This is a genomic window from Streptococcus sp. S784/96/1 (assembly GCF_902729355.1).
Classification (GTDB): Bacteria; Bacillota; Bacilli; order Lactobacillales; family Streptococcaceae; genus Streptococcus; species Streptococcus caledonicus.
This window is the reverse complement of record NZ_CACVCC010000022.1, coordinates 13,466-38,992: the sequence shown is the minus strand read 5'-3', so window position 1 is coordinate 38,992 and position 25,527 is coordinate 13,466. Positions and strand designations below refer to the sequence as shown.

Genomic DNA, 25,527 nt, shown 5'->3' with positions numbered 1-25,527 from the left:
AAAAGCACCTCAAAAAAATATTGCCAAATTACAATACTTTTTATGAAGCTCTTTTGTCCTATCCCTATTTCAATTGACTATACCGATAAAAAATGATATTTTTAAAATTCGAAAAAAGATGGAAATGGTTTATCATCAACAGTTCAATCTTTTTCCCAATATATCCGTTTTGGGTGACATTACGCTTTCCCTATTAAAACCAAAGGGATGCCCAAGGAGGAGGCAGAAACAAAAGCTATGATGTTGTTGGACAAGGTAGGATTACCTGAAAAAGTGTCTGCTTTTCCACAAAATTTATCAGGCGGTCAGCAACAACGAATTGCGATTGCACATGGGTTAGCTATGGATCCCGATGTGATGTTATTTGATGAGCCTACTTCTTGAAATAGTTGGTGAAGTATTGGCCATGATGCAGGATTTGGCTAGCTCAGGCATGACCATGATCATTGTGACTCATGAAATGGGATTTGCTCGTGAAGTAGCAGATCGTATCATTTTTATGGATGGTGGTGTGATTGTAGAAGAAGGAAAACCAGAAGAAGTCTTTGAGCATACTAAAGAAGAGCGAACCAAGGATTTTCTCGGTAAGGTGTTGTAATACTAGTACTCACAGTGATTCCTTTGCTTCATCTCAATGTTCGATTTTTTCTATATACTAATATTATTTCAAACCTATTTAAGCAAAAAGTGAGAGTTAAGACAAAACGCGCTTCTATTGAGGCGCGTTTTTGACGTGGGATTTTATCGAGACAGATATTGTCTTAAAGTGGTAAGGGGCTACTAGTATAAAGCCTTTGAAGGACGCTAATCAAGTCCTTAAGGTAGGGAGGGGTTTTATCTCGATGATGACAGAGAACAAAGTCGAAATGTTCGGGGCACTCAAAGGGTTTCCAAGCAAAGACATCAGAATGATCATTGAGGTAACCAGGAGACAGACAGATAGCTTTATCGCTAGCGACCTGAATTAAGGTAAAGTCGTGGGTAGGACTATTGTAATACTGAATGGGCACCTGAGAGATAACATGCTGTTGGACCTGACGAAGTGTGTTGCTGGAGCCCCCGTTGACTAGGAGGGTGCGGTGTGCCAAATCTTTTATCGTTACGATTTCCAACTGAGCTAGCGGGTCACTGTGCTGGCAAAGAAGATAGATGTGACTCGTGTAGAGGGGATGAGCTGTTATGCCGCTGAGTTTGTCTGCTTCCTCTGTTGGAAGGAGCAACAAATCTAATTCCTTGTGTAAAAAACTGGTTATTAACTCATTTTGCGGATGAATCTCAGGGACAATCTGGACAGTAGGGTACTTTTCTTCAAATGTTTTTATCGCTTGAGGGAGATAGTAGAGGGATGTGCGAGTTGGAAAACCAATTTTCAAAGCATTTTGGTAGCGTCCACCCAGATTTTGAGCTTGCTCAATGGCAAATTGTAAGTCAACTGAAATCCTCTGAAGTGAGGTGATAAGTTGTTGGCCTGCAGGTGTGAGACGAATGCTTTTACCGATTCGATCAAAAATAGCAAATCCGACTTCTTCTTCAATAACTTTGATTTGATAGGAAAGGGAAGGTTGGGAAATAAATAGATTTTCAGCGGCACGACTGAGGTTGAGAGTCTTTGCCGTTTCGATCAGATAGGCCATTTGCTTACTATTCATAGCGACTCCTTATAAAATTTTTTGATAATTTATCTAAAATAAGTATTGGATAATTTTATTATAGCCAACTATAATAAAATTATCAAGCAAAAGGAGGTTGTGATGAAGCAGATACTTTTACTTGTAGGGATAGCTCTCTTATTGATGGGGTGCCAAGAAACAAGACTAACAGATACGGCAGAACAATCCAGTTCAGAAAGGACAAGAACAATGATACGTCACGCAGAAGAAGAAATTTTAAAAAACCTCTATAGCCAAGTGAATCAAGCCATGGTGGATGGAGATATACAGGCATTAGAGAAACTCTTAAAGCCTGAAACGGAATTGATTCATATGACAGGTTATCGCCAACCTGTTGCGGAATGGCTAGATGCTATTGCTTCTGGGGAAATGGCGTACTACAGCTGGCAGGAAGAAGCCATCACCAATATTCAGATGAACGGTGATACCGCTAGCCTCATTGGACAAAGCCGAGTCAAGGCTCGTATCTGGGGCTCAGGTCCAAGCACTTGGCCTTTGCAGATTGAAATGCACTTTGAAAAGCAACATGGGCAGTGGATTATTACCAAGCAGATTGCATCAACCTATTGATAAGAATGAAAGGAGAACATCAGTATGACAAAAGTAACGATTATTGGGGCAACAGGATCCCTAGGACGTGTGCTGACTAAGGTGTTGCTAAAAGAGACAGAGGTGGAGTTAACCCTTTTTTCACGCTCTGCTGACCGATTGCCAGACCAAGAGCGCATTCAAAAAATAGCAGGCAGTGTCTATGATCAAGCTGCTTTAACAGCGGCTGTAAAGGGCTCAGATGTGGTTTTTGTCGCCCTTTCAGGTGATTTGCCTAAAATGGCAGAAGCGATCTGCTTAGCGATGTCAACTACCGGAGTAAAACGATTGATTTTTACCTCCTCCTATGGCATCTATGGCGAATTACCAGGACTAAATGGGAAGGTTCAACCTGTTTTAGAACCATATCGTGAAGCTACTGATGTGATTGAAGCATCCAACCTCGACTATACTATTCTGAGACCAGGTTGGTTCGATAATAGCCCAAACATCAGTTATTACCTCTTTGATAAAGGAGAGGTGATCAGAGGGAACCAAATTTCTCGTCTAGCCATTGCCCAGTTGGTGAAGCAAATCGTGTTAACCCCAAGTCAATATCGTCAAGCTAACTTGGGTATTGTGAGGGATTAGAACAGCGAAAATAAGAAAGTAGGGTAAACAATGGATTATATTCGGTTAGGAAATAGCGGACTGTTGGTATCCCGCATTTGTCTGGGAACAATGGGTTTTGGAACTCCAGGAAAATTATTTTCATGGACTGTTGGAGAAGATATTGCAGAAAAGATTATCAAAGAGTGTCTGGATTTAGGGATTAACTTTTTTGATACTGCCAACATTTATAGTGATGGCGAATCGGAAATCATTCTCGGTCGTGCCCTAAAAAAATACACTAACCGTGAGGATGTCGTTATTGCTACCAAAAGTGGTCTTCCTTATGGCAATAGGCCTACAACAGGTAATTTGTCACGTAAGTCTTTATTTGATGAGGTGGAAAAGTCCCTCAAACGGTTAAAAACGGATTATATTGACTTATACATTATTCATCGACCTGATCCAGAAACTCCAGTCGAGGAGACGATGAAAGCACTCCATGATTTGATTCAACTAGGAAAAATCCGCTATATTGGTGCTTCTAATATGTCTGCTTGGCAATTCGCTAAATATCAGTATACAGCGAAATCTTATAGCTGGACGCCTTTTATTTCTTTGCAAAACAGCCATAACATCATGGAAAGAAGGGATGAGAGAGAACTCTTTCCAATGCTAAAGGATTTGAAGGTTTCTCTTACGGCTTATAAAGTGTTAGCTGGTGGACGATTAACGCGGCAGGCAGGAGATGAAACAGAGCGTTCTAAGACGCAGCAGTTAACAGAATATGAGCAGTCTCTAAGCGACCGCCTTCAAATCATCGCTGATCGTCATCGCTGTACTAAGGCAGATGTTTTAGTGGCGTGGGAGCTGGCACAAGAACCTATTGATGTGGTTCTAGTAGGAACAACTAAAGTCGGTCGCATGAGGGAGACGGTTAAGGCCTTAGAAGTTCAGTTAACACCAGAAGATAGGGAAGAGCTAGATGTGATACTGGCAAGATAGGACCAGTCTCAACGATTAAGAGTAAGGCTATCATATCAAAACCTCCACCAACAGTCAGTTTGGTGGAGGTTTGACATTTTTTAGTGTTATGACTTAGAGTTTAGGAGATGAAGTTTGGTCTCTCCTTGTTTTTTATAAAATAGATCAAAGACTAACCAACTAATAAAGATAAGTTGGACTAGGACACTAATCAGACTCCCTTCAACCCCAAAAGGTCCACCAGATAACCAATTTTTTCCATGGAGGCTGACATTCACAAAGGCAGCACCAGTAGAGTTTCCACTCACAGGAAAGGCGAAGACACTTCCTTGGAAACAATTCCACGCAGCATGAATGCCACTAATCACCCAGAGGTTATTAAATTTTAAGAAGCAAAGAGCTGCTAGAACTCCAAAAGCAAATAAGTCCAAGAGGGGAATCAGACTCAAACCGTCATTGCCAATGTGAATAATGGTGAAAAAGAAAGCAGAGACAAAAATAGACCAATAAATAGGATACCTGGTAGAAAGGGAAGTAAAAAGCCAACCACGACAGAGAAGTTCTTCAGTTGTAGACTGGACGGACCAAGCGAGAATAAGAACAAGGAATCGTCCGACTAAACTAGGTGAGAAGTTAACAGAAGTAATTTTGACAGCTCCCAAAACCATCATCAGTAAAACACAAGATAGCAGTAACCCTGCACCTAAGAACCAGCCAAGAGAAAACTGTTTCCAAAAATTTTTGCGGAACATCCCCAGTCCCGCCCAGGGAGATTTTTCGACCAGTCTTGTCCATAACAGAATAGCACTTGCGATAAAGGCAAAACTGAACAATTCTAAAATCTGGCTCTCTATCCCTGTCAGAAGTCTTGTTATTTCTGCCCATAAAAGACCAATTGTTTGACTGATGAGTAAAAGGGCAAAACCGATGATAGGGGCGAGCCACCAACTGAAATTGTAGCGAGACTCTTTTTTAGCCTCTATAATGTTTTCATAGGTCATATAGTTTATGGTCTCCTTATCTAGCACGTGGTTTTACGAATGAGCTTGCTGACACGGTAGGCCATAAAAAGGGCCAGAACAAACCGTAAACTTTGTTGCAGTAGGATAGCGGTAACAAATAAGGAATGCTGTTGAACAGGTCCGCTAAAAACAAGGTAGTCCCATATCCCATGATCGACAGCGCTCCAAGCAATCTGTTGTGCAAAAAGATAGAGATAAGCATAGTAAAAGCCAGAAAGGGTGGTAACCATGACCTGTAGTAGGACAGTTTTTACATCACTACCTGCAAAGACATTGATGGCGTGAAACAACCCAAAGCAAATCGATGATAGAGCAACAGCTTTATGGATAGAGAAATACTTCAAGAAGTAGGTTAAAATCACGCGCCTAAATAGAAATTCTTCCCCAATACCGACACACAAGGTCGCTAAAAATGGGAGCAGAAAAGACCAACTAACTTGAAAGCCTACTAGCCAAAAAGCTATTAAGGTTAGGATAAGTGGCACAAATCCCCAGAAAAAATAAGAGTTTTTTGCTGGAAAAGGGGTGACGAGAGGAAGGTCTTTTCCTTTTTTTACAACATACATCACCATCATACTAGCTAAGAGGATCAAGAAGGGCAATTCATACCTAAAGAAATCTGGAGCCCCGTAGGCAACACCTTTCAGGTGAAATGTGTACAAGTAGCTGAGCAGCATGATGCTAACATAGGCTATCGAAATAGCAGCAACGGATTTTTTATGCGTCATGTTGTTTTTCCTTTCGTATGATTAAATAGATGGACTATCTTTTGGCTAGACTAAAATAAAGTAGCTGAGGATCCCAACTCCCATAACATCACTAATAGCATGAGCAAGGAAAAATGGGAACATATTTTTTTCTTTCATCCGTGTGTAAAGCACATAGTAAATGGTTCCCAAGAGAAAACCGATCGCAAGAGCAGAGACATTCCCTTGGTAAGTATGGAAGGAGTAGCGTACCAATAAGGAATAGAGGAAGGCCCAGCGTCTGTGCTCTGGCTTGACTGTCAAACAAATCCCCAAGAAGAAGATCTCTTCATAAAAACCGTTTAAAGCAGAGTAAACTAGGAGAGAAAGATCAATCTCAGATAGTTTTTGAAGCAAAGGGTGCATCATTTGTTCGGTTTCATAGTAGACAGAATCCACAGGTGTCGGAGGTAAGAGATAAGATGCGGCGATAAAGTAGAGATCAAATAAAATCGCTACACCAAAAAATAAACCAATCCCCATCAAGATGCATTTAGGGGTTACACGAATCTTGGAAGTCCAAACTGAAAAATCAAAATGCCGTAACCATAAATATAAAAAAGCTAAGGCTAGTAAGAAAGCTTGTTGAGAAAAAGCCTGCCAATTGATATCACTGGTAAACGCTGGTAATTCTGCAACCGCACTATCTTCCAACGTAGAAAAGGCAGCAAATGAACTTTGGATAGCCTGAAGGAACAAAATAAGGGTCAAAATAAGAATATCCCACCATTTGAGGTACTGTAATTTTTCCGAACCTCTGATTTTTTCTAAAATTATCATATATATTCTCTCCCAATGTGTTTTATTTTTTATTCTATCATCATATCACAATTGTCTCAACAGCCCCTATCAGGCATCTGTTTTTTATCTAAAGGCAGAGAAAGTATAATTCTGATTTATCCCGAATCCCCCCGTTATGCTAGTTAATTCTAGCCAAACTAAAAACTTTGCGTACCATAAACTCAAAACAACCACGAAATGAGAAAATGATAGGCAAAGCCAAGTTTATTATAATAGACATGTTCGGATACCATAACATTTGTAACAATAGCATTCCACAGATCTACTGATATCCATTATTTTAAATCAAGTTATCAAGTTTCCCAACAAGTCTAATGGTCTAGTTTAAAATAGTATTCCTCTTTAATATAAATTATTTCAGTGTTATAATTCATTTACCTTCACTATATGATTATTTCACAATGGACCCCTCACTGGTATTTTCTGTAAGCATTACAAACGACGAATTCCTACCACTAGCACTTTTCGCAAGGTGAAAAGAGTCTGAGGAGAGAGACTATCAAAACCTGCTACTAAGAACTACTAAGAAACAGATATAAAATTATAATTTCTCGAAATTGGAGGCCCTAAACCCTTGTTACGCAATTGTGAACAGCCATCCTAATAAACTGCGCGGAGAGGGCCCACTCTCACTTGTCGTACAAAAATCTCAGCTTTTCTTTTGACATATCATTGAGACTACTCCTTCAGTACTCCCATCTTGGATGAATCTATTCCTCCGGCAAAATAGCATGGTCAATCCGGTCTGCTAGAATCCGCATAGTCTGGGCTAACTCACGATAATCTAGAATGGCATTATAAATCCCATCTTCTGATAAGACTCCTCGTGGAATATTATATGGAATTTTCCCTTTCTCATCTAGCTCAATATGCTTACGCCACCCTGAACTTCCATAGTAAGCAAAAAGAGTCTCAAGCTGAGAAATATGATTTTGAGTAGTTTCTAAGGCCTGCCCCAACCGATTTGCTTGTTCTAAACTCTGATTGAGTATTTGCTCCATCATTTCAATTTTTTTAATTTCTTTCATTCCTTTATTATACCACAGTACTATTAAAAAATAGAAAGACATAATTTTTCTGCCATTATGCTATTGAATCAGGCATAGACCTAAGAGCATTAAGCTTATCAAAAATTCCTTTTACTTGAAAGTCAACATGAAAAATAAATAAGTCGTATGGCTTCTACTCTTAATGAGAGAGGTTGAGGCTTATAACCTCGTATCTCTTCTAGATTATTCATAGCTAAAAAATACTTTCAAGTGATTTTCTCAATTGGCTGATTCTAAGATTTTCAAGGCATGAATAACCGTCATGTTTTTGCCTAGTTGAAAAATAAATTTAATCCTATAATAGTCTAGCCCTACTTTGATCTACCTATGCTACTATAACCTACAAGGTAGAAGATAGAACGATTAATAATCCGTGACTTAAACCAAGACTTAAAAAAATTTGTGCTTGGCTAAAAGCGGCAAAATAATAGACTTGTCCAGATACCATAACATTTAGAACAATAGCATTTTATAGTTCTACTTATATCTAACCATTATTTTAAAATTAAGTTATTGAGTTTCCGAATAAGTCTAATAATTTTATTATGTTATACTGCTGTGCTTTTTGAATTTATGATACGCAAAGTGTTGTTTTAATTGGGTCTATTAGCAAGTTGGAAGTTCTTTCCTTTTAGTAATACTTGTCTAATTGACACAAACATAAAGGAGGATTCCAGCAAAACCAAATCTACAAAAATTTACGCAGCACTCTTACTCTTATTTCAACCCTTTAAGCCCAGCTTCTAAAGTATCCTTGTTCAATTCTCCTGAGAAAACCTTATTAACTGTGCCATCACTATTGATAAAGATATGGCTTGGAAACGCTCGAAGCCCATAAGATAACATCGCATTATCTTTCTGATCAAAGAGAACCGGATAAGTTATGCCTACTTTTTTAGCAGCAGCCATGATGATTTCTTGACTTTCATCTAAAGCATAGTTGTTATTAAACTTAGCGTCTTTTGGTGACGTAACACTCAAGAAAACATAGTCCTTGTTGTCCTTATATTTTTGATAGACTTTTTCAATATGAGGCATTTCTGCCAAGCAAGGTTTGCACCAGCTCGCCCAAAAATTAATATAAACTTTTTTACCAGCATAATCTTTTAGGGATACTTCTTTCCCATCTTTGTCCATCAATGTTAAGTCAGGAGCTCTTTCTCCCTCAACCACTGATTGCGGGGCGCTCTCTCCTTGTTTTCCTTCTGTTCCTTGCTCTGGCGCCTGCGTTTGTGTAACTGTTGATGACATGGATTTAGTCTCCGTTGACTTCCCCGTGCCACAGGCTGTCAAGAAAAGGCCACAGAGGCAAGCCGTCAATACTAAAGATTTTCTAAACATTGTTTTCCTCCTTTTATTTGAATAAATGTGTTAAATTAGCAAATAATCCAGTTAAGATAGATAAACCAATCAAGATAAGCAATATCCCCGAAATCATTTTGGTATAATGCAGCAAACGAGCTTGCTTTTTGAAATAATCCAACACCCTCTGAGAAAAAATAGCTACCAGAATAAAAGGTAAAATGAAACCAATACAGTAAACCGATATTAAGAGAATACTCCAAATACCTGAATGGCTACTCGCATAGAAAAAAACACTAGCTAGAATTGGACCGATGCAAGGCGTCCATGAAAAACTAAAGGTAAACCCCATTAAGTAAGCTATAACAGGGGTGACCGTCTGTCCAGCTTGATATACTTTAGCCTTAGCAGAAACCTCCTTAGTCAATACAACTGACTTAATGACTCCTAATTGAAATAGACCCATAAGAATAATTAAGATACTGCTAACGATTTGTAGCACTCGAATATGTTGAGTCAAGAAACGACTCAAAAAACTACTAGCAAAAGCAAGTAGGAAGAAGGTCGTAGCTATTCCTAATACAAAAATTAAAGTATTATAGAAAACCCTCTTACGGTGTTTAGAGTCATAAACACCTTCACTTTGCCCTCCCAAAATACCAATATAGATTGGCAGAATTGGCAGAACACAGGGCGAGAAAAAAGACAGTAGGCCTTCCAAAAACAAGGCAAGTACTTTAACATGTTGAATCTCCATAATAGCTCCTTTCTGTTATCACTCAATGAGTATTGTTATTGATACGCTCATTCTAGCACTTGGATATCTTGTCCATCTATCATCCATCTATTTTTCACCTAATTTTAACCCTTTTGGTTAAATCCCTATAGCAGTTGTAGTATAATTAAAGTAATACATTATTAAACCAAACATAAAGGAGCTATCGCATGGCACATATTTTATTAGTTGAAGATGATACGGCCATCAATCAAATTGTAACGGAATTTCTAAAAGAATATAATCATAGCGTTGTTTCAATCTTTGATGGTCAAAAAGCCTTAGAGGCCTTTGAAGAGGATAAATTTGACCTCGTTCTTCTGGATATTATGATTCCTAGCATCAGTGGCTTAGAAGTTTTAAAAAAGATTCGCCAGACTTCTGATGTGCCTATTATTATGCTGACAGCTATGGATGATGAATATACCCAGCTAATCAGTTTCAACCATACCATCAGCGATTATGTAGTCAAGCCTTTTTCACCCTTAATTCTCATGAAACGCATCGAAAATGTTTTGCACCAAACTCAGCCACCAAAGGAAATTCAGTTCGGTCAGTTGAAAATAGATATAGACAATTCAACCGCCTACTTCAATCAAGAAGCTATTTCTCTAACTAAGACAGAGTACGATATTTTGGAGCTTTTAGCTAAGCGCCAGGGAAAACTCGTTACCCGAGACAACCTCATGATGAGTATCTGGGGATATAGTGAACTGGACAGTCGCGTACTTGATAACCATATTAAAAATATTCGTAAGAAGATACCCGAGCTTACTTTAAGCACTGTTGTTGGAAGAGGATACAAGTTAGAGGACTCTGCACATGGGAATTACTAGAAAAAGTTTCATCACCCTAAGTGCCACCATTTCCTTAATCACCCTCTTCTTTCTGGGAATTCTTTACTTCACTCTACCGATCTATTACAATCAATCTAAAAAGGAAGAGCTGCGTCAAGATTTTAATCAAGTTGTTAACCAAATAAATCACAAAAGTAAAACTGATATCATTAAGCAATTGAAAATACTTGATGAAAAGCACTTCCGTATCTTCTTTTCTCTGTCTGACACAGAAGGAAATCTGATTTATCCTATACTAGAATATCCAGATAGCTTTGACAGTATTGACTCACAAACCTTATCGGATGTTGAAAGCGACGAAGTTGGTCTTTGGACAGCAAATCTAGTGACTGACGAAGGAAAGCTTTTATTCTTATCTGGCGAATATAGTTTTCCATCTTTAACGACTATCAGCCAAACTTTGCTGACCATGTACCCTTTCGTTATTCTCCTCTTTATCATGATTGTTGGTATTGCCGTCTTAATTTATAGCCGCCTATCTACCAAACGCATCAAGGAGATTTCTCTACAAACTCGTCAAATGCAACGTCTCGAAAAAGGGCTGACTTGTCAAGTATCTGGCCAAGATGAAATTGCACATCTCGCCCAAGATATCAATAGTCTCTATAATCATCTGCTCACCAGCATTGAACATTTAGAACATGAAAACCAAAAAACTCTCCTCAGAGAAAAACAAAAAATGGATTTCCTACGCATGACTTCTCACGAACTCAAAACACCTATTACCAGTATGACGGGAATGATTGAAGGCATGCTTTACAATGTTGGTGATTTTAAAAATCGTGATAAATACCTTAAACTTTGCCACCAAATTTTAAAGGAGCAGGGACAGATTGTCCAGTCCATCCTAGAGGCATCTAAGCTAGATTTAATTCTCAAACCCTATCAGGATACATTCTCACTGGAAAAACTCTTGATGGAGACCTTACCAATCTACGAAGGAATAGCTGCGGTAAAACACTTGCAATTCGATGTTCATTTAGAACCTTGCACCATCTCAGCTCATCAACTCTACCTAGACAAAGCGATTAAAAACATTCTAGATAATGCTTTTCGCTACACTCGTTCTGGAGGTAAGGTGACACTAACTCTCACCCATGGGAAACTCAGCATCGCTAACCAAGCCGAACACGTTTTAGAAGACGATCAGCTTGAGCAAGTTTTTCAACCTTTCTACCGTCCAGACTTTAGTCGCAACCGTCAAGATGGCGGAACAGGACTTGGCCTTTATATCGTCGAACAAATCCTCTCCAAACATCGATTATCCTACCATTTTGAACAACAAGACGACTATATGGTCTTTACTATTGATTTTAATAACTTGATCAATACTCAAAATACAACTGAGCCTAAATCACATCCTAATATGTAAAGTTTCTGATAGACAATCAAGAAAGGCTAATCTCTATCCCTTCTCACACCGTTTGCTTGCCGTCAAGCACACGGTGGTTCAACTAACTTGTAATGTCTGTCATCGAAGATAAGAATCTAATTTAGTGAACTGCTCGCTGCCAAATGGATTACCATTAGATACGGTGAGCTACAATAGAGCCGTCATTAAGGTATTCTAATAGCTTAATGACGGCTTTTTCAGGTGTCCTCTCTGTGAATCCATAGATTGTCTTAGAGAAATAAGGTCTACAGAGAGGACTGACAACTTGAACGATGTCCTGCTGAACCATTCTATCCATCACTGTAGAGATTCCTAGTTAATGGCTCCCTCCATTAGGGTTTAGGAATTTCAACTCGCAGGACTGACTGAGGTCATCTGTTTTATCAGTTCCTTGACGATTCGCCAGTGTTGGCGAAGATAGACATCTATATAATTGTGTTGCCATCAATTCCAGCTTAGCCTTTATTGGCTTTCACTTAATTATAAGTTTCCAACATATTGATACAAAATAGGATATTATCTAGAAATTCTGACATCTATATTCCTTTCACCAGATACTAAACCGTTGAGCGACACACATCGAATAATCAACAAGAGGCTGGGCTAAAAGTCTTCAAAATGGTAAATGGCTTAGAATAATGTCGTCAAAAACGTTGATTATAAGCCATTTTATTTTGTTCAATTTTCAACAGCAAGGCTAAAATTTGAGTTTTTGCCCAGTCTTTTATTCGACGACTATAAGTCGCTATTACTGACCCTCACCGAATTGGTCTCCCCGCGAACCACTTTTCCTGACAGGTACTAAAGTACTCTATTACTTTCTTTTATTTAGTCCAATTATTTGGAGAAAAAGACTAAGCAGATAATTGATTTAAAAAACTATCTTTTCAAAATTGATGTCAGGGCACAAATGGATGTAGAGAAAGTTTTCATGCGTATAGGCGTATGTCATATATTAAATTAACTCTAGCCTTTAAGTTATCTATCCAAAATGATATAATAGGAATTATACTGAGATATCACACACTTGATATTCTTTTTAAAGTAACTTCTGCCTTTGAAAATTTTTAACAATAAGGCAACGGAAATTTAACAAGAGGGTCTAAACCCTTGATACGAAAGGAATCTTAAAAATCTTATGATGAATATGCAAAACCTAATGAAACAGGCACAAAAAATGCAAAAGCAAATGGAGGCTAAACAAACTGAACTTGCTAATACAACCTTTACTGGAAAATCAGCTCAAGACTTAGTGGTTGCTGAATTGACTGGTGATAACAAAGTAGTGTCGCTCAACTTTGCAGAAGCGATTGTTGACCCAGAAGATATCGAAACGTTGCAAGATATGACTATCCAAGCCGTCAACGATGCTTTAAACCAAATCGACGAAGCAACTAAAAAATCACTTGGTGCTTTCGCAGGTAAATTACCATTCTAATCAAAACAATCTCCGCTGGACATCCAACGGAGATTGTTTCATTTTTCTTTTGCCAATTCAAGGCAGTAAGATTTTTCATGACAATGTGGACAAGTTAGCTTACGCGTGCGTGGGGTATGACTAGCTACAGCTACTTGTTTAAAGGTTACATCAAATGTCTGATGGCAGCTGGGGCAGAGATATTCAATTTTACTGAGGTAATGTTGTATCCACAGATTCACCCCAATAAAGAATACTGGAATAGCTCCGAAAGCAACTAGTTTTGATTTAAAGACTGTTGTTGCTAATATAATAACACCAACATAAACTGCTGAAATTAGAATAATCCCTAAAATCATATTGAGCCATAAACGCCTCCAAGATTTTTGATTTTTCATAGTAATCGAAATGTCTTTTAATTTCTCAAGTGAATAGTCCTTGTCTTTTTTGACACTATCAAGTAGATTGACAGTCTTGTCAAGTTTTGTTTTTTGTTCTACGACCTGCTTTTTAAGTTCTTGAACATGATCTTCTAATAGAAGTTCTAGAACAGCATCAGCATTTTCCTCAGACAAAACTCTTTTGATTTGATCAATTGAAAAAATCTAAGTCGCGCAAAAAGCAAATGACTTGGAGTTTCTGCAAGTCCTGATCGTTATAAATTCTACGACCACCATCTGAAATTTCTGATGGAATTAGAATACCACGTTGATCATAATATTGAACTGTTCTGACAGAAACACCAACAATTTTAGCCAATTCACCAGTGGAATATTGAGACATATCTTTCACCTCCTTTTATGAGATACAAGGTTTATCCCTTGTTCACCCATCATCTTACCCTATAACACAACGTTACAAGCAAGCCCTAACCCTAGGGGATTTTTTCTTTAAAATACAGTGGATTGAAGAAAGGTTAGGACATCATTAAGTAACTTTGATGAACTCTAGTTTTACCAGCAGCCCCTAGCCTTGTCCTATTATTTTCTCAATCCACTATATTATTAAAATCAGGTTTACAAGTTTGTCAATCAAAAAAGCCGCCCAAAGCTGCAAAAGGATTATCACCGTGTGTTTCTTCCTGTTGAATCAAATAAGATTTATTCTCATCCAATTCTAGGAATTTTTCATAGATAAGAGCTGTCATTCTGGCATCTTCTAAACTATTATGCCCACGTCCCTTGATTCCTAGAAAGCCAGCGACACTAGTCAATTTGAGATTGAGAATACCGTTTAGGTCGCTACTGCGACGCTCAAAGGCTTCATCATAGAGATCAACTTGGTATTGTTCAGTCAAATCAAGCCCGTTTTCAGCTAAAATCGGTAAATCAGATTTTCCAGCGTTATAACCAACAAGTGGAAAATTTCCCACAAAAGCTGCAAAGTGGGCTATCACTTCTTTTACCTTTGGGGCATCAGCAATTTTTTCCGCCGTAATACCTGTCAACCCATTGATAAAAGATTGCAAGGGCACATCGGTATAAACGTAAGTATCAAATGTCTCCACTTCTTTGTGATTCGTAAATTTAACTGCCGATAATTGAATGATATGACTCACATCATTAACCGTATTAAATTCAAGGTCGAAAGCAATATAATCTTGTAATTTTTTCATCATGCTAAGTTGTGTAGGGGAGAATATGAAAACAACTGTATAAGTGTTTTCTCATCTTGTCTGGATACCTTCCCCTTCTCAGTTCAAACTGAGTATTCCTTTCCCAAAATTATCTGATAGCTAAAAAGCCCTTACGGGCTATTAGTTCTTATTTTTTACCAAATAGACGTCCGAAGAAGCCTTTTTTCACTTCTTCAGCTTCTGTTTTTGCTTCCAAGGCTTGATCTAACTCCAACTTCAGCTGTTCCTTATCTTGCATAGCTGTTAATGTTAACTGCTGTTGTTGATCTAATTGCTTATCTTTTTCTGCAATCTGAACATCCTTAACACGGAGTTGCTCATCCTTAGCTGCTAACTGTTCATCTTTTGCTTTTAATTGTTCAAAAAGACGCGTGATTTCAGAATTCTTTTCATCTACTAAAATCTCTAAAAGCTCACGATGTTTTGCTTCCTCACTCACTGGTTCATCTTCAAAAATCGTTTTTTTGTAAATTTTTTCAAGCTTGATTAAGCCGCTACGCTTTACAACCGTAACACCTTTATCATTTTTTTCAAGATCCTCTGCTGGCAACGTTTTAACACGGTTATTAACCGCCTGACGACTTACTCCTAAAATCTCAGCTAATTCACTGACTGTTTTCTCAATCTGCATCTTTACTTCCTTCAACACACATACTCCGTTTTCTTTAATGCGAAATTTATCATCCGATTCTCGACCATTCAATAAAAACTTCTTATCTTATAAATGTTATCACATCAAGCCTTTAATGTCAATTTATGGTAGAATAGAATTATGACACATTTTGATACTATCGTGATTGGAGGTGGCCCTGCTGGCATGATGGCAACCATCTCGTCCAGCTTTTACGGCAAAAATACTCTCCTCCTTGAAAAAAATCGTAAACTTGGTAAAAAATTAGCCGGAACTGGCGGTGGTCGTTGTAATGTCACCAACAATGGCACCTTGGATGAACTCCTCGAAGGTATCCCTGGCAATGGACGTTTTCTTTATAGCGTCTTTTCCCAGTTTGATAACCATGATATTATTCGTTTTTTTGAGGAAAATGGCTGCGCTCTAAAGGTTGAAGACCATGGACGCATGTTTCCTGTGACTGATAAATCTAAGACTATTATTGACACCCTTGAAAAGAAGATTCATGAGCTCGGTGGACAAATCAAAACACAATTTGAAGTGGTTTCTGTTAAAAAAATCGATAATCTTTTTCATGTAAAATCAGCTGATCAAAAATTAACCTGTGACCAACTCATTGTTACGACAGGTGGAAAATCTTATCCATCAACTGGATCAACTGGTTTTGGACATGATATTGCCAGACATTTTAAATTAGCAGTAACAGAACTTGAAGCTGCTGAAAGCCCTCTTCTCACTAATTTTCCTCACAAAGCACTGCAAGGCATTTCACTTGATGATGTGACGCTCAGCTACAACAAGCACATCATCACACACGATTTGCTCTTTACGCACTTTGGTCTATCTGGACCTGCTGCCTTACGGATGTCATCCTTTGTCAAAGGTGGAGAACTCCTTCATCTTGATTTTATCCCTCAAACTTCACTTGAAGAGTTGCACCGCTTTTTCCAAGAAAATCGTGGAAAATCCGTCAAAAACACTCTGAAAAAGTTAGTTCCTGAACGTGTGGCTGATTTTCTATCACATGGCTATGCTGACAAAATCAAACAGTTATCACACAATGACTTGGACGAACTGAATCAAAAGCTAAAAGCGTTCCATATTCCCGTTACAGGTAAAATGAGTTTAGCCAAATCCTTCGTGACCAAGGGCGGTGTGGACCTCAAGGAAATCAATCCCAAAACCCTCGAAAGTAAAAAAGTTTCTGGACTACACTTTGCCGGTGAAGTTCTTGACATCAATGCCCACACTGGTGGTTTTAACATTACGTCAGCCCTCTGCTCAGGCTGGGTAGCAGGGAGTTTACATTATTAACTCAAGACTTAAAAAGTCTAGAATATGGTACTAACACCGTTGATTCTAGACTTTTTTTCGTTCTATCGCTACTTTAGCATGTCGTCATTTAAGCTCTTGACAATACTAATATTGCGCTGACTCTTCTTGTAATAATTTCTTATCATAAGCACGAATAAATGGATAGTAAACCAAGAAGGCTACGATTGAGTTATCCCTTCCTCTGACAGTCATAATGTCTAATGTCAGACTTAAAACGGTCTATCCCAGACCGTTTTTATCCGCTACCTCACGATAATCAGGCTTGGAAGTCGCTATTTGGGTCACCGGTAGCAGGTGCCCACGGAGGACTTTCATCTCATATGTACAACATGCCTGTCGTATGTGAAAATGCGATATCAGACGATACCGCATTTTTTCTAATGTTTATTTATCAACTATTCACGTTCTTCCTTACGTTTGAGATAACCTGCTAAGCTAAGTGCAGCTAGTCCGCTCATGCTAAAGAGAAGAGTATGAAGTGATTCATCACCAGTTTTAGGAAGCTCTTTAGCTTCTGATGATTTTCCTTGTTTTACTCCTGGTTTGCTATCCGAGTTAGTCCCCAATGCTTTATTTCCAGATTCTGATGTTACTTCTGGTTGTTGTTCTGAAATTTGACCATTGCTGTTTGGTTGTTGTTCAGTTTCTTTTTCTTCTACATAGTTTTCAACAAAAACTTTTGTGTCTTTAATACTAGCTTGAATTTTTTGCCCTGCTTTTTCCAAATCACTCAAATACTCAACGAACACTTCTGTATCCGGATCAATCGCACCGACCAATTTAGCTCCTTTGAACACAGAGAAACCGTCACCGCCTCCATAAAGGAAGTCATTGATAAGGACTTTATAAGTTGCTTTTGGATCAATTGCTGTGCCATCTGCTTTGAAAACTTTAGCAACTTTGTAAGTTTGGCCTGGTGTTGTGTCATCTGCTTTTGTATAGATATATTTCAAACCAGACATTTGAAGGAAGTATTTTTCTTCTTCATCATATTGTTGATTCAAAGCAGTGTAAATTTGTTCCCCTGTCAATTCAATCACTTGAAGAATGTTACCAAATGGTTGAACAGCTTGTGCTGCTCCCCAAGTTACGGTACCATCAGGTTGTACTTTCAAATCAGCACGAATACCGCCATTATTAGTCATTGCAAAATCAACATCAGGAATTGATTTTCTAGCAATCGTTAGTTGAGCTGTTGTCACAAGGTTCCCAACTGGACTTTCTTTAAAGTCATTAACTTCGCGAGAAATATCAGTTGCCTCTGCTGCCGTACCAATTTTCTGTTCAGTCACCTGCTTAACAATTTCATTTGCTTCATCAACAATAGCTGTAATGGTTGCACTTGGCTCTTTTTTATCTGGTGCCACAGCAATAATCTTAGCTGTTGGCGTTGCTTTAAAGTCTGAAATATCAGTATCATAGACAGCACGAACGTCAGAATAAGCTTTTCCTTGTGAGGTTGCTTGAACAATCAATGTTTTACCGAGAGTCCCATTTGTGTAGACATGGTTATGCCCAGCAAAGACAATATCAACTGAATTTTCAGGATAAAGTTCATTGACTTTCGCCATCATATCGGCAGAATCACCTTGGGCTACACCATCTTTACTTGTTGAAGGAACATGGGCTAAAACAACAATCGCATGCACACCTTTTTCATTCAACTCACGAGAGTATTTAGCAATAGCTTCTGCTTCATTAATAAATGTGTATTGTTCATAATTTTTCTTCAAGACAAGGTTTGGAATTTCAGTCGTCACAACACCAATAAAACCAATTTGAGCAACTTTGTCATTAACTGGAATTTCCTTAATCGCATATGGTTTCCAATTATACGGAATGTCTCCTGTTTCTTTGTCTATAACATTAGCAATAACAATTTCTTGCTTACTAGCTTCGCGTGCATAATTATCTACAATTTCATTAAACTGCCCTGGTTTTGGTGCCTCACCGGCCATAATACGATGATATTCTGCTAACCCTTCATCAAACTCGTGATTTCCGAGTGTTCCATATTCAAAATTCATTTCGTTAAAGACTTTAACGGTTGGCTCATCTTGAAGAAGCCCAGAGTTTGATGGACTTGCTCCCACCATATCTCCTGCTTGTACACGAATTGTTTCTTTAGCATCGACATCTGTTGCTTCAGCTTCAAATTCAGCTTGTGAGTCATCCATATAAGCAGCCAGCTGCGCAGCAGTACCTGCATTGCGAACAGTCTCACTTTCAAGACGAGCTGTTCCTGTGGCATCAAGGGCACCGTGGAAATCATTAACTCCCATGATCTGAACAGCAACATCTTCAGCTAAAGCAGTTTGTGACGCAGCAACACTAAGCCCTGCTACAACTGCTAAAATACTACTTTTTAAAGCGATTCTTCTTTTTTTTACCATGTAGATATAGTCTCCTTTAAAAATTCTGTTTGTTTCCGACACTCTTATCATAACGTTTTTAACAATGAATTTCAATATATTTTCTTTATTTTACTAAAAACTTTTCGTATAAATGTTCGATTTTAGATGTTCCAAAATCTTATTTTCTGAAAATTTTCATCTTCAAATTCGCTTTTATACATTTATAATAAATTTGTTCAAATTTGATAACTAGATTTGAAAATAGTGGATATAAGTAAATCTGTGGAATGCTATTGTTCCAAATGTTATGGTATCTGAACAAGTCTAATATTTCAATCGTTTTATATTTTAGTATATTGATCATTATTATTTTTATCAACTTTACCCTTATTATGTTAGAGTAAATGAGAAACAGACCTTGTTGATGTTTTTTGTGGAATTCGTTGTTTTGGGAAATATTTAGCCGATTGTATCAAAAAAGTGGCTGGACAAAAACTGAAATTTTAACTTTCCTATTGAAAATTGGACAATATAAAACGGCTTAGAGCCAACATTCTTTTGACGACATTAATCTAATCCATTTACGATTTTGCCTAGCCTCAATCCAATAATTGTAAATAGTAAAAGCTCATTGCACGGGCTGTAATATCGGTCTTCTGCGTCAGCCACCAATTTAAGCAGGTCGTAAAGGTTCCTGCAATTTGCTGATGAATAAGACCTTCTGGTAAAATTGCTACACCATTTTCAAAATAAAGAGGTTGAACAATTGGTACTAGATATTTGTAAAGTTGAGTGGTGAGGCTCCGAGAAAAATAGGCATCTTCTAGCTTAAAAAGTGTTGTAATCTTAGCTTCGTTTTCTTTAAAATGCTGAAAGAGATGTGTCAAAAGATCAAGAAGCGAATCATCCCTCCCATTTTGAATATTCCTCATGTGTTCACTATAAGAAGAGGACTCAAAAACATGCCGAAACAGCTGCTCTGTCACTGCTACTAGCAGGTCATCCTTACTTGTAAAATGACTGTAAAAGGTGCTGCGCCCAATTCGCGCTTTGTCAATAAGTTTAGCCACACTAATCTGGTGAAAATTGTACTCATTTAACAAGTCAAAAAATGCGTCAAAAATTGCTTCCTGTGTTTTCTGTGTGCGAAGATCCATTTTTCATACAATTTGCCTAAACTGTTCGGTTTCAGACAATTCCTTTCTTTTGTTTCTAGCCTTATACCCAGCCATATGTCATACTAATATTGTAAAAAAGATGATACATTTTGACAAAGGAGTACCTAGACTAATGACAAATTTACAGACCATAACTTTCAAACAGCCTTCAATCATTCTTCAAGACCATGCCAAGTCCATCATTTACGGCGGCTTAGACGGTATCATTACCACTTTTGCAGTTGTCGCTGGTGCTACAGGTGGACATTTAGGAACAACTACCATTGTTGTCCTTGGTTTTTCAAATCTTCTGGCCGATGGCTTTTCCATGGCAGCTGGCGACTACCTCAGTTCTACAACTGAAGATCATGATGAACCGAGCCATGCACTCAAAAATGCCCTAGCCACCTTTTTAGCATTTAACATTTTTGGACTGGTACCTCTCTTTGCCTACTTAATTCTTGAACGGCTTACCCGAATGCCAAGCCATTGGACCTTAATCTTAGCAGGTATCATTGTTTCACTAGCTTTAGCAGCTTTAGGCTGGGTCAAGGCACTCATTACTAGACAATCCCTAAAAGTCGAAATCATTCGAACGCTCATTGTGGGTTTGCTAGCTGCTGGTGTAGCTTACGGCATTGGACAGGTATTGGGAGATTTGATTTAATACCACCAACAAACCGCCACGATTCACCGCTACCTCAGAGGTATTCACAGGGGTTGTTTTTTCGTTATGATTTCATTAAAGTGCGCTAAATAGACTGGATATAAACTTTTTAGCGATAAAATCTGTAACACCGCTAAGGCTTCTGTCATACCTTGCTTATCTCCTTTTTTCAGTTGATACAATAAGTAACTTTCTTCATAACGATAAATTATTTTCTCATAAAACTCATCCTCATAGCATAGTAGCTGTGCTATTTTCCCCGACAAATACATCGCTTCGTCAAATCGTCCCATGTCTGTTGACCGTCTCATGACGTTTAAGGATAGCTGAATAGCCAAACGGCGATTTCTATCTAAAGATTGGTAAGTCGCTTTTTTAGCCAGCAATTCCTTAGTCAAAAGAAAAACCGTATCATAACCAAGTTGATCAACACAGTTTCCCAGAAGCGTGATTTCGTATTGTCCCCAGTAATCCAAACCAAAAAGATAGTCTGACAAAGCTTCAATCGTATCCTTAGAAGGGCCAAGCGATGGCTCCAAAGACGCCAAGACACAACGATACATAGTTAAAAAATAAGCATCAACTTCCTTTGCTTCCTCAATCTCCTCTCGTAAAGCAATTAGCGCCTCTAACTTATGGTGATGATAGAGCTGGTCCATTTTTCGGAAAAATTGCTGACGCTTTGTCAGCGAGGTCTCCGATGAGAAAGCCATCAATTCGTCATAGTCTAATCCTAAGCGCTGCAAGAGCTGATGAAAGATACTAATCGTTACCTCAGATTCATCACGCTCAAATCGTGACAATTGTGAAGTCGACAATATGCCATCTGATAACGCTTCCAAGGTTACTCCTTTATCCCGTCTTAACTGACGGACGATTTTTCCAAACATTATTTTTCCCTCTTATACAAAAAATGTAACGCTTGCTTAAAAACATGATAGCATGAAACCAACTAGAAATCTATCAAAAGAGGAAATTCATGTCTAATCTTTCTATTTTTTACCTCTATACCATCTTTATGAATGGTCGATTCGGTCGAGGGGTTCTCATGCTTTATAGCCTCAGTTTAGGTGTAACTGCCCTTGAATTTGGCTTTCTGCAATCCCTATATAACCTCACGCGCATGCTAGCTGAGATACCTGCTGGACTGATTGCTGACCGTTTTGACAAGAAAATCATTCTTGCTTTAGGGGCATCTTTAAATGCCATCTCTTCATTCGGACTCTGGCTGACTGCTTATAGTCCATCTAACAATAGGCTTCTGGTATTGGCATTACTCTTTATGCTAGATGCCCTTGCCAGTGTGCTTGCTAGCGGTGCTGACCAAGCGCTGCTCTTTGAAGACGTGACCTCTCGCCAACATGATAAGTCCTATCTTCGTCTCATGAGCAATCTCCAAACCATAGCATTGATTGTCCTTGCCTGTGCAACTGCTTTTGGCGGTAGCCTATTTCAGCAGATTTATGCTCATGTTTTTGCCTTGCAGGCGCTTTGTTACACCCTATCAGGGATAGCAATGTCGAAGTTTAAGTCTCCTATCTCGACAAAACCAAAATCGGCTAAACCTTCTATGACGGTCAGTTCTCAAATACACCTAACCCTTCACACCCTTAAAAATCACCAGCTCATCTGCTTGCTCATTCTTGCAATGACAGTTATTGAAGTCTATGTCAATGCCCTTGTCACTTTTGGACAAGGTGCCTTGGCAAGCCAAGGACTCTCTGAACGTGTGATTGCCAGTATTATCGGTGGGGTAACTTTTTGTGGCATCTTAGGCGCCTACCTTGCTCGATATTTCGACCAACTATCACCTCGACTCTTTTTTGGCATTGTAACAGCCATTTTTACTACCGCTGTCCTTCTCTTTTCTGGGCACCAAGCCGTCCTAATGGTTTTGGGCTTCATCCTAGCGAATCTCTTGATAGACCTAGCTTTCCCATATATCAGCTCTGCCATTAACCATAACAGTGACAATACTGTCCGCTCAACCATTTTATCAGTTTATAGCAGCCTCGTTGGTGGGCTATCCCTACTGCTTTATCCAGCACTCGGTTTTCTCATGGACACTTTTTCCTACCAAACCGCCTTTCTGATTAGCGGAGGGATATTCAGCCTAGTACTGCTTTACTGTTGCTGCAAGACACCACGGCTCTCTGAACCTCATCGTTCTTAGCCACTTTCATATCGTAAAACAGTAGTGAGACAGCCATCCCACTACTGTTTTATCTATTTCATTACTCAATAATTTGCTCCGTCCGGTCATGCCCCAATACTTCCTTGAGCTTGTTTTCTTGCTCTTCGAAGGAAGCATAAGCGTTACCCTCACGGTCTTTCGTGACGAGTTGCCCATCGTCGGTCAAGTCACCTGACACATCAACACCTTGATACAGCAACTCTTGGTACCCTTTATCTGTCAATTCATAAACAATGGTTGCCACTTCACCCTCAGTTGCTTTATCCACAACCAATCGGTTATTATCATAGAACTGGAAAAAGAGATCGGCATCCGCAACCCTAACGTCTTTAAGCAAATCAACCAGTTTCCCATCTTGGTCTCTAAAGGCACCGAGATAGAGGGTTAAGGTCTCAGTACCAGCCTGAACCTTGGTACCAAGCAGGAGTTCATCTGTTCCATCCTTATCTAAATCAATTGTCTTATGGGAAACATCTGCCTCACCACCAGAGAAGCGGTTGATTAGGTCGACAATTTGTTTATCCACAAGTGGATAATCTTTCTCGTTAAAAGCATCAGCCTTAGCAGCCTTTTCATACTGACTCACTAGGTCATCATAAGATGCATGTTTCGGTTCTAGATTAGTTTTACTGCTACAAGCGGTTAACAGAAGCAACGCTCCTAAAAGATAGAGGGATTTTTTCATGACAACTCTCCTTGAAAGCCTTTTCTTTTATAGTAACAAAAAGAAAGATAGGAGGCAAATGATAGCTTGAGTAAACCTATCTTAAAAGAAAAAACTCATCCCATATTGGATGAATTTTTAAATAATTTCTCACTCTAAAGTGCGCACTAGCTAAGACTCAGTTTATACTCCTCAATAGAAGACCATGCAGAGACATTATCGGGTAAGGGATGAGCGTAATAAATCCAGTTTAATCGCCGCCCCAATAGATTATCCCATATATCTATCAAAATAGAACTATCATATAGCACTATCTGCTCCAAAGGATAAAGATCACCGACAACAGCTTCTCCACTATCTAAAATCAAAGACACACTATCTTCACTGTGACCAGGAGTATGGACAATTTCCCCATCAATTCCTAACTCGCTTAAAAATTCTCTACTAGTATTACAAGAGAGCACTAAGACCATATCATCCTGAATTGATTTGAATGCTTGATTTCCTTCTTTTTCAAAGATATAGTCAGATTGATGAATATAATCTTTCTGAACATCTATGACAATCAGTTTAATTCCTAAATCTATCAAATCTTGTGCTAAGCCCATATGATCGGGATGATAGTGCGTAACCAAAATATGACTAATTTCTTGAACTGTTATATTCAATTTTTTCAAAGCTTTGAAAAACTGTGGAAGAGTTCCTGCCCAATCTGTATCTATGAGCAAATAACCTTTCTTTCCTTTGATAAGATAGGTTCTAGTATTGCCATAAATCAACTCTTTTAACATTTTGACCCCCTAATCTTTCAAATTGTAGCTAATGCTTAGCCTTTACCTGACATTTCTCTCGAAACATCACAGATCTTGTTCTCTCAACGCGTCTGCCAGTTTGGCAAAGTCTGCGATGGTCAAGGCTTCACCTCGGACACTTGGTGTCAGCTCTGCCATTTCCAAAGCCTGCTCGAGTTTTAGTTTGACATCTTCAGACTTGCCAAAGCGGTTAGTCAAGTTGTTCCACAGGGTTTTCCGACGGTGCACAAAGCTGGCTTTGGACACATCAAAAAGGAAATCCTCGTCTTGAACCTCCACTAAAGGCTGGTCACGGCGCACCATTTTGAGGATGGCGCTATCCACATTAGGTGCTGGCACAAAGACCGTGCGAGGCACGATAAAGGCCACTTTCGCCGTCATGTAATACTGCACCGCAATGGACAAGCTGCCGTATGCCTTGGTGTTTGGCTCCGCTGAAATGCGGTCCGCCACCTCTTTTTGCATCATGACCACAAACTCTTGGAAAGGAATCTTGCTCTCAATCAAGTGCATCAAAATCGGCGTCGTAATGTAATAAGGAAGGTTTGCGACCACCTTGATTGGCAGGTCAGGATTTTTGAAGTTTTGAATCTGCGTCTGCAAATCCGCCTTCAAAATGTCCTGATTGACCACCTGCACATTGTCAAAATCACGCAGGGTGTCTGCCAAAATCGGAATGAGGCGGTCATCAATCTCAAAAGTCATGACCTCAGCAGCATTCTCCGCCAAAAACTCCGTCAAAGCGCCGATACCAGGCCCAATCTCAATAACATTGACGTTTTTGTCAATCTCAGCCGTATCAACAATCTTCTGTAAAATATTCGTGTCCGTCAAAAAGTTCTGACCAAACGACTTCTTAAACGTAAACCCGTGACGCTCAAGGACAGCCTTGGTCACGCTATAATCTGCAATTCTCATGTGTGT

24 protein-coding genes and 3 pseudogenes are annotated in these 25,527 nt (G+C 38.9%); 10 read left to right on the top strand and 17 right to left on the bottom strand.

What is annotated here, in order from left to right; all coding sequences use genetic code 11:
• Positions 1-88 precede the first annotated feature (88 nt).
• Positions 89-598, top strand: a pseudogene (locus tag GZ996_RS08245) (amino acid ABC transporter ATP-binding protein); the annotation flags it as partial.
• Positions 599-761: 163 nt separating this feature from the next.
• Here GZ996_RS08245 and GZ996_RS08240 read toward each other — a convergent pair.
• Positions 762-1,649: a LysR family transcriptional regulator gene (locus tag GZ996_RS08240; protein ID WP_162011806.1), complete on the bottom strand. Its 888-nt coding sequence runs from the start codon at positions 1,647-1,649 to the stop codon at positions 762-764.
• Between the two features lie 102 nt (positions 1,650-1,751).
• Here GZ996_RS08240 and GZ996_RS08235 point away from each other — a divergent pair, with 102 nt between their 5' ends.
• The 3 genes from GZ996_RS08235 to GZ996_RS08225 are packed head-to-tail and all read left to right on the top strand — an operon-like array spanning position 1,752 to position 3,812.
• The gene (locus GZ996_RS08235) at positions 1,752-2,240 is read left to right on the top strand and encodes a nuclear transport factor 2 family protein (protein ID WP_338014797.1); all 489 of its coding nucleotides are present in this window, start codon (positions 1,752-1,754) and stop codon (positions 2,238-2,240) included.
• Between the two features lie 24 nt (positions 2,241-2,264).
• The gene (locus tag GZ996_RS08230) at positions 2,265-2,849 is read left to right on the top strand and encodes an NAD(P)H-binding protein (protein ID WP_162011805.1); all 585 of its coding nucleotides are present in this window, start codon (positions 2,265-2,267) and stop codon (positions 2,847-2,849) included.
• A 30-nt stretch (positions 2,850-2,879) separates the two neighbouring features.
• Entirely contained in the window at positions 2,880-3,812 is a 933-nt protein-coding gene (locus GZ996_RS08225; protein WP_161978682.1) for an aldo/keto reductase, read from the top strand.
• 86 nt (positions 3,813-3,898) lie between these two features.
• On the opposite strand, the gene GZ996_RS08220 is transcribed toward GZ996_RS08225, so the two are convergent.
• From GZ996_RS08220 to GZ996_RS08195, 6 genes are all read right to left on the bottom strand, one after another.
• A complete protein-coding gene (locus GZ996_RS08220; RefSeq protein WP_161978683.1) occupies positions 3,899-4,792 on the bottom strand; it encodes a CPBP family intramembrane glutamic endopeptidase in 894 nt (297 codons plus the stop codon).
• Between the two features lie 20 nt (positions 4,793-4,812).
• Complete coding sequence (locus tag GZ996_RS08215) at positions 4,813-5,541, bottom strand: CPBP family intramembrane glutamic endopeptidase (RefSeq protein ID WP_162011804.1); 729 nt, start codon at positions 5,539-5,541, stop codon at positions 4,813-4,815.
• Between the two features lie 45 nt (positions 5,542-5,586).
• On the bottom strand, positions 5,587-6,339 hold the full coding sequence (locus GZ996_RS08210; protein ID WP_162011803.1) for a CPBP family intramembrane glutamic endopeptidase: 753 nt from the start codon (positions 6,337-6,339) through the stop codon (positions 5,587-5,589).
• Between the two features lie 731 nt (positions 6,340-7,070).
• A complete protein-coding gene (locus GZ996_RS08205) occupies positions 7,071-7,388 on the bottom strand; it encodes a DUF4298 domain-containing protein (RefSeq protein ID WP_161980346.1) in 318 nt (105 codons plus the stop codon).
• A gap of 738 nt (positions 7,389-8,126) precedes the next feature.
• Positions 8,127-8,750, bottom strand: a complete 624-nt coding sequence (locus tag GZ996_RS08200; protein ID WP_161980347.1) for a TlpA family protein disulfide reductase — start codon at positions 8,748-8,750, stop codon at positions 8,127-8,129.
• A gap of 13 nt (positions 8,751-8,763) precedes the next feature.
• Positions 8,764-9,468 (bottom strand): cytochrome c biogenesis CcdA family protein, encoded by a 705-nt coding sequence (locus GZ996_RS08195; RefSeq protein WP_156806542.1) that lies wholly within the window; start codon positions 9,466-9,468, stop codon positions 8,764-8,766.
• A 188-nt stretch (positions 9,469-9,656) separates the two neighbouring features.
• Between GZ996_RS08195 and GZ996_RS08190 the strand changes: the two genes are divergently transcribed.
• Together GZ996_RS08190 and GZ996_RS08185 are read left to right on the top strand one after the other, a co-directional pair.
• Complete coding sequence (locus tag GZ996_RS08190) at positions 9,657-10,322, top strand: response regulator transcription factor (protein ID WP_156806541.1); 666 nt, start codon at positions 9,657-9,659, stop codon at positions 10,320-10,322.
• Complete coding sequence (locus GZ996_RS08185; RefSeq protein WP_162011802.1) at positions 10,309-11,715, top strand: sensor histidine kinase; 1,407 nt, start codon at positions 10,309-10,311, stop codon at positions 11,713-11,715. Before GZ996_RS08190 ends, GZ996_RS08185 begins: the two co-directional genes overlap by 14 nt.
• Positions 11,716-11,893: 178 nt before the next feature.
• On the opposite strand, the pseudogene GZ996_RS08180 reads toward GZ996_RS08185, so the two are convergent.
• Positions 11,894-12,212, bottom strand: a pseudogene (locus GZ996_RS08180) (group II intron reverse transcriptase/maturase); the annotation flags it as partial.
• A 662-nt stretch (positions 12,213-12,874) separates the two neighbouring features.
• Here GZ996_RS08180 and GZ996_RS08175 point away from each other — a divergent pair.
• Positions 12,875-13,174, top strand: a complete 300-nt coding sequence (locus GZ996_RS08175; RefSeq protein WP_162011801.1) for a YbaB/EbfC family nucleoid-associated protein — start codon at positions 12,875-12,877, stop codon at positions 13,172-13,174.
• 38 nt (positions 13,175-13,212) lie between these two features.
• Here the strand turns inward: GZ996_RS08175 and GZ996_RS08170 are convergent.
• The 3 genes and pseudogenes from GZ996_RS08170 to GZ996_RS08160 all read right to left on the bottom strand — a co-directional run bounded on the left by GZ996_RS08170 (position 13,213) and on the right by GZ996_RS08160 (position 15,420).
• Positions 13,213-13,936, bottom strand: a pseudogene (locus GZ996_RS08170) (MerR family transcriptional regulator).
• A gap of 244 nt (positions 13,937-14,180) precedes the next feature.
• Entirely contained in the window at positions 14,181-14,768 is a 588-nt protein-coding gene (locus tag GZ996_RS08165; RefSeq protein WP_161980349.1) for a 3'-5' exonuclease, read from the bottom strand.
• Between the two features lie 148 nt (positions 14,769-14,916).
• Entirely contained in the window at positions 14,917-15,420 is a 504-nt protein-coding gene (locus GZ996_RS08160; protein WP_156806536.1) for a DUF536 domain-containing protein, read from the bottom strand.
• A 141-nt stretch (positions 15,421-15,561) separates the two neighbouring features.
• Between GZ996_RS08160 and GZ996_RS08155 the strand changes: the two genes are divergently transcribed.
• Positions 15,562-16,734, top strand: a complete 1,173-nt coding sequence (locus tag GZ996_RS08155; RefSeq protein ID WP_162011800.1) for an NAD(P)/FAD-dependent oxidoreductase — start codon at positions 15,562-15,564, stop codon at positions 16,732-16,734.
• Positions 16,735-17,150: 416 nt separating this feature from the next.
• Here GZ996_RS08155 and GZ996_RS08150 read toward each other — a convergent pair whose 3' ends face one another.
• Together GZ996_RS08150 and GZ996_RS08145 are read right to left on the bottom strand one after the other, a co-directional pair.
• The gene (locus GZ996_RS08150; RefSeq protein ID WP_162011799.1) at positions 17,151-19,148 is read right to left on the bottom strand and encodes a surface-anchored 5'-nucleotidase; all 1,998 of its coding nucleotides are present in this window, start codon (positions 19,146-19,148) and stop codon (positions 17,151-17,153) included.
• A 560-nt stretch (positions 19,149-19,708) separates the two neighbouring features.
• Positions 19,709-20,266: a TetR/AcrR family transcriptional regulator gene (locus GZ996_RS08145; RefSeq protein ID WP_161979649.1), complete on the bottom strand. Its 558-nt coding sequence runs from the start codon at positions 20,264-20,266 to the stop codon at positions 19,709-19,711.
• 133 nt (positions 20,267-20,399) lie between these two features.
• Here GZ996_RS08145 and GZ996_RS08140 point away from each other — a divergent pair, with 133 nt between their 5' ends.
• The gene (locus tag GZ996_RS08140; protein ID WP_156806532.1) at positions 20,400-20,933 is read left to right on the top strand and encodes a VIT1/CCC1 transporter family protein; all 534 of its coding nucleotides are present in this window, start codon (positions 20,400-20,402) and stop codon (positions 20,931-20,933) included.
• A 44-nt stretch (positions 20,934-20,977) separates the two neighbouring features.
• Here GZ996_RS08140 and GZ996_RS08135 read toward each other — a convergent pair whose 3' ends face one another.
• On the bottom strand, positions 20,978-21,823 hold the full coding sequence (locus tag GZ996_RS08135; protein ID WP_162011798.1) for a helix-turn-helix domain-containing protein: 846 nt from the start codon (positions 21,821-21,823) through the stop codon (positions 20,978-20,980).
• An 89-nt stretch (positions 21,824-21,912) separates the two neighbouring features.
• Here GZ996_RS08135 and GZ996_RS08130 point away from each other — a divergent pair, with 89 nt between their 5' ends.
• Positions 21,913-23,106, top strand: a complete 1,194-nt coding sequence (locus tag GZ996_RS08130; protein WP_161979651.1) for an MFS transporter — start codon at positions 21,913-21,915, stop codon at positions 23,104-23,106.
• A 61-nt stretch (positions 23,107-23,167) separates the two neighbouring features.
• Here the strand turns inward: GZ996_RS08130 and GZ996_RS08125 are convergent, their stop codons facing one another.
• The 3 genes from GZ996_RS08125 to rsmA all read right to left on the bottom strand — a co-directional run bounded on the left by GZ996_RS08125 (position 23,168) and on the right by rsmA (position 25,521).
• Positions 23,168-23,812 carry a lipoprotein gene (locus GZ996_RS08125; protein WP_162011797.1) on the bottom strand — a complete coding sequence of 215 codons (645 nt, stop codon included), beginning with the start codon at positions 23,810-23,812 and terminating at the stop codon, positions 23,168-23,170.
• Positions 23,813-23,958: 146 nt separating this feature from the next.
• On the bottom strand, positions 23,959-24,582 hold the full coding sequence (locus GZ996_RS08120) for an MBL fold metallo-hydrolase (RefSeq protein ID WP_162011796.1): 624 nt from the start codon (positions 24,580-24,582) through the stop codon (positions 23,959-23,961).
• A gap of 66 nt (positions 24,583-24,648) precedes the next feature.
• Positions 24,649-25,521, bottom strand: coding sequence for a 16S rRNA (adenine(1518)-N(6)/adenine(1519)-N(6))-dimethyltransferase RsmA (gene rsmA / locus GZ996_RS08115; protein WP_162011795.1), 873 nt, complete (start codon positions 25,519-25,521; stop codon positions 24,649-24,651).
• Positions 25,522-25,527: the final 6 nt, after the last annotated feature.

What these genes read in the sequence shown, in the direction of transcription:
- GZ996_RS08125 (WP_162011797.1), bottom strand. Translation starts at nt 23,812, where the DNA reads ATGAAAAAATCCCTCTATCTTTTAGGAGCGTTGCTTCTGTTAACCGCT.
- GZ996_RS08145 (WP_161979649.1), bottom strand. Translation starts at nt 20,266, where the DNA reads ATGGATCTTCGCACACAGAAAACACAGGAAGCAATTTTTGACGCATTT.
- GZ996_RS08230 (WP_162011805.1), top strand. Translation starts at nt 2,265, where the DNA reads ATGACAAAAGTAACGATTATTGGGGCAACAGGATCCCTAGGACGTGTG.
- GZ996_RS08220 (WP_161978683.1), bottom strand. Translation starts at nt 4,792, where the DNA reads ATGACCTATGAAAACATTATAGAGGCTAAAAAAGAGTCTCGCTACAAT.
- GZ996_RS08215 (WP_162011804.1), bottom strand. Translation starts at nt 5,541, where the DNA reads ATGACGCATAAAAAATCCGTTGCTGCTATTTCGATAGCCTATGTTAGC.
- GZ996_RS08130 (WP_161979651.1), top strand. Translation starts at nt 21,913, where the DNA reads ATGTCTAATCTTTCTATTTTTTACCTCTATACCATCTTTATGAATGGT.
- GZ996_RS08225 (WP_161978682.1), top strand. Translation starts at nt 2,880, where the DNA reads ATGGATTATATTCGGTTAGGAAATAGCGGACTGTTGGTATCCCGCATT.
- GZ996_RS08160 (WP_156806536.1), bottom strand. Translation starts at nt 15,420, where the DNA reads ATGCAGATTGAGAAAACAGTCAGTGAATTAGCTGAGATTTTAGGAGTA.
- GZ996_RS08240 (WP_162011806.1), bottom strand. Translation starts at nt 1,649, where the DNA reads ATGAATAGTAAGCAAATGGCCTATCTGATCGAAACGGCAAAGACTCTC.
- GZ996_RS08120 (WP_162011796.1), bottom strand. Translation starts at nt 24,582, where the DNA reads ATGTTAAAAGAGTTGATTTATGGCAATACTAGAACCTATCTTATCAAA.
- GZ996_RS08200 (WP_161980347.1), bottom strand. Translation starts at nt 8,750, where the DNA reads ATGTTTAGAAAATCTTTAGTATTGACGGCTTGCCTCTGTGGCCTTTTC.
- GZ996_RS08185 (WP_162011802.1), top strand. Translation starts at nt 10,309, where the DNA reads ATGGGAATTACTAGAAAAAGTTTCATCACCCTAAGTGCCACCATTTCC.
- GZ996_RS08135 (WP_162011798.1), bottom strand. Translation starts at nt 21,823, where the DNA reads ATGTTTGGAAAAATCGTCCGTCAGTTAAGACGGGATAAAGGAGTAACC.
- GZ996_RS08205 (WP_161980346.1), bottom strand. Translation starts at nt 7,388, where the DNA reads ATGAAAGAAATTAAAAAAATTGAAATGATGGAGCAAATACTCAATCAG.
- GZ996_RS08195 (WP_156806542.1), bottom strand. Translation starts at nt 9,468, where the DNA reads ATGGAGATTCAACATGTTAAAGTACTTGCCTTGTTTTTGGAAGGCCTA.
- GZ996_RS08140 (WP_156806532.1), top strand. Translation starts at nt 20,400, where the DNA reads ATGACAAATTTACAGACCATAACTTTCAAACAGCCTTCAATCATTCTT.
- GZ996_RS08190 (WP_156806541.1), top strand. Translation starts at nt 9,657, where the DNA reads ATGGCACATATTTTATTAGTTGAAGATGATACGGCCATCAATCAAATT.
- rsmA (WP_162011795.1), bottom strand. Translation starts at nt 25,521, where the DNA reads ATGAGAATTGCAGATTATAGCGTGACCAAGGCTGTCCTTGAGCGTCAC.
- GZ996_RS08165 (WP_161980349.1), bottom strand. Translation starts at nt 14,768, where the DNA reads ATGAAAAAATTACAAGATTATATTGCTTTCGACCTTGAATTTAATACG.
- GZ996_RS08175 (WP_162011801.1), top strand. Translation starts at nt 12,875, where the DNA reads ATGATGAATATGCAAAACCTAATGAAACAGGCACAAAAAATGCAAAAG.
- GZ996_RS08155 (WP_162011800.1), top strand. Translation starts at nt 15,562, where the DNA reads ATGACACATTTTGATACTATCGTGATTGGAGGTGGCCCTGCTGGCATG.
- GZ996_RS08150 (WP_162011799.1), bottom strand. Translation starts at nt 19,148, where the DNA reads ATGGTAAAAAAAAGAAGAATCGCTTTAAAAAGTAGTATTTTAGCAGTT.
- GZ996_RS08235 (WP_338014797.1), top strand. Translation starts at nt 1,752, where the DNA reads ATGAAGCAGATACTTTTACTTGTAGGGATAGCTCTCTTATTGATGGGG.
- GZ996_RS08210 (WP_162011803.1), bottom strand. Translation starts at nt 6,339, where the DNA reads ATGATAATTTTAGAAAAAATCAGAGGTTCGGAAAAATTACAGTACCTC.